The organism is Paenibacillus forsythiae T98 (assembly GCF_000520735.1).
Taxonomy (GTDB): Bacteria; Bacillota; Bacilli; order Paenibacillales; family Paenibacillaceae; genus Paenibacillus_AQ; species Paenibacillus_AQ forsythiae.
Genome location: NZ_ASSC01000582.1, coordinates 1 through 6,178, shown reverse-complemented (window position 1 = coordinate 6,178; position 6,178 = coordinate 1). Strand labels below are relative to the sequence as shown.

6 protein-coding genes are annotated in these 6,178 nt (G+C 55.1%); 1 reads left to right on the top strand and 5 read right to left on the bottom strand.

Annotated features, from left to right (window positions below):
* Both L692_RS0118345 and L692_RS0118340 read right to left on the bottom strand, forming a co-directional pair.
* Window positions 1-638: TrmH family RNA methyltransferase (locus L692_RS0118345; RefSeq protein WP_025701546.1), on the bottom strand; the 638-nt coding region annotated here is incomplete at its 3' end.
* Window positions 639-665: 27 nt separating this feature from the next.
* Window positions 666-1,361, bottom strand: coding sequence for a potassium channel family protein (locus L692_RS0118340; protein ID WP_269636736.1), 696 nt, complete (start codon window positions 1,359-1,361; stop codon window positions 666-668).
* Between the two features lie 100 nt (window positions 1,362-1,461).
* Here L692_RS0118340 and L692_RS0118335 point away from each other — a divergent pair, with 100 nt between their 5' ends.
* Window positions 1,462-1,704, top strand: coding sequence for a small acid-soluble spore protein SspI (locus L692_RS0118335; RefSeq protein ID WP_025701544.1), 243 nt, complete (start codon window positions 1,462-1,464; stop codon window positions 1,702-1,704).
* A 99-nt stretch (window positions 1,705-1,803) separates the two neighbouring features.
* Here the strand turns inward: L692_RS0118335 and L692_RS0118330 are convergent, their stop codons facing one another.
* The 3 genes from L692_RS0118330 to L692_RS30730 form a co-directional block, all read right to left on the bottom strand.
* Window positions 1,804-3,390 (bottom strand): peptide chain release factor 3, encoded by a 1,587-nt coding sequence (locus tag L692_RS0118330; RefSeq protein WP_025701543.1) that lies wholly within the window; start codon window positions 3,388-3,390, stop codon window positions 1,804-1,806.
* A gap of 299 nt (window positions 3,391-3,689) precedes the next feature.
* Window positions 3,690-5,234, bottom strand: coding sequence for a glucose-6-phosphate dehydrogenase (gene zwf, locus L692_RS0118325; protein WP_025701542.1), 1,545 nt, complete (start codon window positions 5,232-5,234; stop codon window positions 3,690-3,692).
* Window positions 5,235-5,443: 209 nt separating this feature from the next.
* Window positions 5,444-6,178: YwmB family TATA-box binding protein (locus L692_RS30730; protein ID WP_025701541.1), on the bottom strand; the 735-nt coding region annotated here is incomplete at its 5' end.

Here is a 6,178-nt window from a genome sequence, read left to right as displayed (position 1 = left end):
AATAGCCACTGGCTGCCGCTGCGGAAATCGTGGCTGTAGCAGGAGTCCGCGCCTTGCAGCGAGGTGCTGACCAGCAGCACGCCTCGCTGCCGGGCTTCTGGCAGCCTCTCCGCCAGATCAGCCTCCACAATCGGCAAATGGAACATCGAGCCCATGGTGGAACGGATCGTCTTCGGATTGTACAGATCGGCGCAGCCCCGGCCCAGAATGACGCCGTCCGCCCCCGCCGCATCCGCGCTGCGGATAATGGTGCCGACATTGCCGGGGTCCTGCACGCCGTCCAGCACAACAACAAGACTGTCCGGCTTGTCCAGCGCCGCATCCCCTTCATCCCGCTGTTTGCGGATAACCGCGAACACAGACTGCGGCGTATTGGTGCTGCTGCACTTGGCAATAACCGCCGCCGAGACTGCGATAGTCTCCATACCGGGAACAGATTGCAGCAGACCGCCAAGCTCTACGGGCATGCCCTTGTCGATATCATAAGCCAGAATTTCGACATCCGCTTTCGCCAACAGCGCCTCCTGCACAAGATGAACGCCCTCGACGATATACTTTCCGTTCCTGTCGCGGTGTTTCTTCTCCAGCAATCCGGCCCATTCCTTAACCCGCGCATTTTGCGGAGACATAATTTCCATCGAATTCAACCTTTCCGCTCCATCGATTCATTTTTGATAAGCCATTTCCAGCCGGGTCAGATTATCCTTGTGGCCGACAATGACCAGCACATCGCTGCTTGTCAGCCGCTCGTCCGCGTTCGGGGTAATGTTCATTTCATCCCCGTGGCGGATTGCTATCACATTGCAGCTGAATTTGGCGCGAATATTGAGCTCCTTGAGGCTTCTGCCGACCATTGCCTCAGGGACCTTCATATCCAGGATGCTGTAATCCGGCGACAGCTCGATATAGTCGAGAATATTGGGCGAGGCCAGGTGATGCGCCACTCTCATGCCCATATCCATTTCCGGATAGATCACCTTGTCGGCTCCGATCTTGCCCAGCACCTTGCCGTGCAGCTCGCTCTTGGCCTTGACGAGAATCGCTGGCACGCCGAGATCCTTCAGAATAAGCGTAGTCAGGATGCTGGATTGAATATCCTCGCCAATCGCTACCACTACCACATCAAAATTACGGATGCCCAGCGCCCGCAGCGCCTCCTCATCCGTCGAATCCGCCGACACGGCATGCGTTACGATTGCGGAGATTTCCTGTACACGCTGCTCGTCCGAATCAATAGCCAATACATCGTAGCCCATACCGCTGAGCGCCTTGGCGACACTGGAACCGAACCGGCCCATTCCGATAATGGCGAATTGCTTCTTGGCCATCTGCTCTCCCCCCGTATCAGTCGATTGTCTCAAAACAGTATAGCACAAGGCGAATTAAACTTGAATTTTAGCCCCCGGGGCCGGGCATATTATATCCAGCATGCACACTCTTATGACAAAAGGAGCCCTGCCCATGTCCATCACGCTCGATCTGCGCCAGGCGGTCATCCATAAAGTCCACGGCCATTCCAAAGCCGAGCTGCGGGAAATGATTGACGGTTCAGTTGACGGTCCGGAAACTGCGCTGCCTGGACTCGGCGCCGTATTTGAAATGATCTGGAAAGACCTTGATCCCGCCAAAAAAGAGAATATCGTCTCTATGCTGTACGAACATTTGAAATCCGTCACTCCGGGTTCGCTTACCGGGGGCAATTGAAGCATTGGAAAAAGCCTCCGTCTTCCTGCACAAAACGTGCGAAAGACAGAGGCTTTTGTCCTTTTTCATTCCGGCACAGCTTGCCGGATCATACTAAACTTAAGGCGCCGTCTCCAGAAACGTCGCCGTCGGATTTTTCTCAATCGCTGTCCGCATCGCGTACTCGTTCTCGAACAGCACGACGAAATTCCCCTTCTTATCCGTAACAAGCGTCGAATTGATCCGGAACTTGCCCGGGTCCGGCTTGCTCTCGTCCACAATCCAGCGCGCGAACTGATAAGGCATCCGCTGAAGCTGCACATCCACGCCGTATTCGCCCTTCATCCGGTACTCGAACACTTCAAATTGCAGCTGACCGACCACACCCAGCAGAATATCGTCGAAGCTGACCGTACGGAACACCTGAATCATGCCTTCCTCCGTCAACTGGTCAATTCCCTTCTGGAATTGCTTCGATTTCAGCGCATTCTTAATGCTGACCTTGGCGAATATCTCGGGGGAGAAGGTCGGCAGCTCGTCGAATACAACATCGCCCGCCTGGCTGAGCGAATCGCCGATCCGGAAGATGCCGGGGTCGAACAGACCGATAATATCTCCCGGATACGCCTCCTCGACGATATCGCGGTCCTGGGCAAGAAATTGCTGCGGCTGGGACAGCTTGATGTCTTTGCCTGCCCGCACATGCTTTACGCTCATCCCCCGCTGGAACTTGCCGGAGACGATGCGCAGAAAGGCGATCCGGTCGCGGTGAGCCGGGTTCATGTTTGCCTGGATTTTGAAGACGTAGCCGGTAAATTTCTCATTCGTCGGCTCCACAATCCCCGCCGTGCTGCGGCGCGGCTCCGGCTTCGGAGCGAGCTGGAGGAAGTTCTCCAGAAACGTCTGCACACCGAAATTATTGATGGCGCTGCCGAAGAAGACCGGCGTCAGCTCGCCGCGCAGCACCTTCTCGTAATCGAACGGATCGCCCGCGACATCCAGCAGCTCCAGATCCTGGCACAGCTGGTCGTGCAGATAGTCACCCGCCATCTCGCGGATGACGGGATCGTTGTAATCCTCCACCTTCTGCACTTTAATGACCGAATGGTCGTCGCCCTGGAACAGCTCCACCTGATTCTTCATGCGGTCATAGACGCCGCACAGCTCGCGTCCGGAGCCGATCGGCCAGTTCATCGGCACCGAGCGGATGCTCAGCACCTGCTCCAGTTCTTCCATCAGCTCAAATGGGCTGCGACCCTCGCGGTCGAGCTTGTTGATGAAGGTGAAGATCGGAATGCCCCGCTTGGCGCACACCTGAAACAGCTTGATCGTCTGCGCTTCGACACCTTTGGCGACGTCGATCAGCATGACCGCGCTGTCGGCGGCCGTCAGTGTACGGTAGGTGTCCTCACTGAAGTCTTGGTGACCGGGAGTATCCAGAATGTTAATCCGGTGGCCCAAATAATCGAACTGCATAACCGAGGATGTAACGGAAATTCCGCGCTGCTTCTCGATTTCCATCCAGTCGCTTGTCGCATGCTTGCTAGCTTTACGGGCCTTGACCGTTCCCGCCAGCCGGATCGCGCCGCCGAACAGCAGCAGCTTCTCCGTAAGTGTCGTTTTACCTGCGTCAGGGTGAGAAATAATCGCGAATGTTCTGCGTTTATCCACTTCCTGCTGCAAATTCTGATTTATCGTTTGACTCATTGCACATATCCCTTCATATCTGAATTGTTCGCATCACGTATCATCGCCCTGAGAAAATGCCTGTATCAAATCGGCTTAATGGCCATTGTTCTTTGCTCCTGTCGGGTAAATTAACCGTTCTTTCCCGCCGCCTGCGGCTCTTACAGCCGAAGAAGATATTAAAGCGGGCATCCTTTAAAGTATATCAAAATCGGGGCGGCATTATCTACCTAATTACAGCCTGAGTGAAAAAAATCTCCCCGCTCTAGGACTCTAGGGCAGGGAGATTTCCAAAAGCATCTATCCTACTTCACTCTTGACTATACCGACCAGACCACGCTGTCGTCCTTCTGCCCGTTGACCGGCCACCAGTGGAAGCCGTCCTGTTCAAGCAGCTTGGCCGCTTCAACCGGACCCCAGGCGCCAGCCGGGTAAGAAGCCAGATCGCTGGAATCCTCTCTCCAGGCTTTGGCGATGTGGTCTACGAACGACCAGGCCGAGGACACTTCATCCCAACGGGTGAAGTATGTGGAATCGCCCCGCGCGGCATCATGCAGCAGACGCTCGTAGGCTTCCGGCGAATTGATGCCGACCAGACTGCTTTGGCAGAAGTCCATGGCCAGCGGCTGAATTTCCGATTCCGAGCCCGGCTTCTTGGCATTGATCTTCACATAGATGCCTTCCATCGGGTTCACGCGGATAACGAGCAGGTTCGGTTCAAGGTTATGCTTCTGACCCAGGTAGACATTGGTAGGCATCCGCTTGAACTCCACAACCACCTCGGTCGTCTTTGCCGGCAGGCGTTTGCCTGTACGAATGTAGAACGGCACGCCAGCCCAGCGGAAATTATCCACGAATACGCGGGCCGCAAAATACGTTTCCGTCGTGGACTCCGGATTCACCTTGTCTTCCTGGCGGTAAGCCGGGGCCGTCTTACCATTGAACAGGCCCTGTGTGTACTGCCCGCGCACCACGTTCTGGCGAACTTCTTCTCTGGACAAATACGGACGGAGCGAACGCAGCACCTTGACCTTCTCATCGCGGATATCTTCCGCAAGCAGGCGGCTCGGCGGCTCCATCGCAATCATGGTCAGCAGCTGAAGCATATGGTTCTGCGCCATATCCCGCAGCGCTCCGGCATGATCATAATAGCCGCCGCGTTCTTCAACGCCGACCGTTTCGGCAAGCGTAATCTGGATGTTGGCGATATGCTGCTTGTTCCAGAGCGGCTCGAAAAAGGCGTTGGCAAACCGAATCACTTCGATGTTCTGCACCATTTCCTTGCCAAGATAATGGTCGATCCGGTAAATTTCCTCTTCCTTGAACACCTGCGTGATCTGCTCGTTCAGCTTCTCTGCCGATTCCAGATCATACCCGAAAGGCTTCTCGATCACCAGGCGGTTCCAGCCTTGACCGTCCAGCATGCCGCCGGCTTTCAGGTTGAAGGACACGCCGCCGAACAGCTCGGGAGCGAGCGCCAGGTAGAACAACCGGTTCCCCGGAATGCGGAACCGCTCTTCCAGCGCTTCCGTCTGCGCCTTCAGCTCGCGGAATCCGTCGATATTGTTGATATCAAGCGATTTATACTCAAAATGATTGACGAACTTAGTCCATTCGGTATCGCCTGTCGGCTGATAACGGCAAAACTCGGTTATCGACGCCTTCACATCTTCCTTGAATTCCTCGGGAGTCCGGGGACGGCGCGCCACGCCGATTACCGCAAAATCCTCAGCCAGCTTCCCTTCGCGGTACAAGCTGTAGATCGCCGGAAAAAGCTTGCGCCGGGCCAAGTCGCCGGTTGCACCAAAAATAAAAAAAACAGCACCAGGTGTATTTAATTCGTCAAAGGTTTGATTTTCAGCCATGTCTCCTCATCTTTCTCTATGTAATATAGTTTATTTTATCCATGCTCACGTCTAATTTTCGTAAAAAAGCTATGAATGACGTGATATCATTTTATCATATTCCGAAAAAGGATGCTATTACATTCCTGACAAAATCTCTCGGATTTCAGCAAAGTTCGATTACTCTTTCTTATCATTCTCTATAATTGAGCTTATATAAGCGGAAATTATCAATATTCAATGGTAATCAGCGGGAAGCCGATAGTGACCCGGCTGCCGCCTTCGGCAACATCCTTATGAATCGCCGCCTGCATGGCCAGACGATGCGTCCCGCTCTGAAGGGTATGCCGAATGGATGGCACAGTATAGGAGATGCTGGCGGTAGTCTCGTCCTCGTAAGCTTCAGCAGCGTTCATGCCCTGCAGCTTGCCTGCAAGGAGCCGTTCCGTCAGCTTCAGCGCCTGACCGGCATCCCCTCGCTCCTTGGCAATACCCTGCAAGGAGACATTCCAGTCCGCGGCAATGCCTGCGGATGCCAGCAGCGTCCCGGTCCGCTCGGCGGTCTCAGCCAGCCCTGCGGTGCGGGCCAGATCGGCCGACTCCACCGTCACGATCACATAACTCTCACCCTCGCCCATTTCGCTCCAGAACAGCGAGGTCTTCATGCTTCCATTCTTGTGGGAGGAACGGTAAGCCCCATGGCCCTCTTCTTCCGACTTGACGACGGCTTGAAGTCCCAGCGACTTCGAGAGGGAGCTCACAGACGCGTATGCCCCGCCCGCCTCTCCTGTATAGCTGCCCTGCCATTTAAAGACAAGACGCAGCGGAGAGCCCGGTTCGGTCAAATCCCGGCCGAGATTCGTCAGCAACCGAACCGTTTCGGACGGAGAGCCGGCCAACTCTGCGCGGATTTCGGGTTCCCAGGCGGCTCCCTCTGGTACGGCAGCTTTGAAATAGGCCCGGGC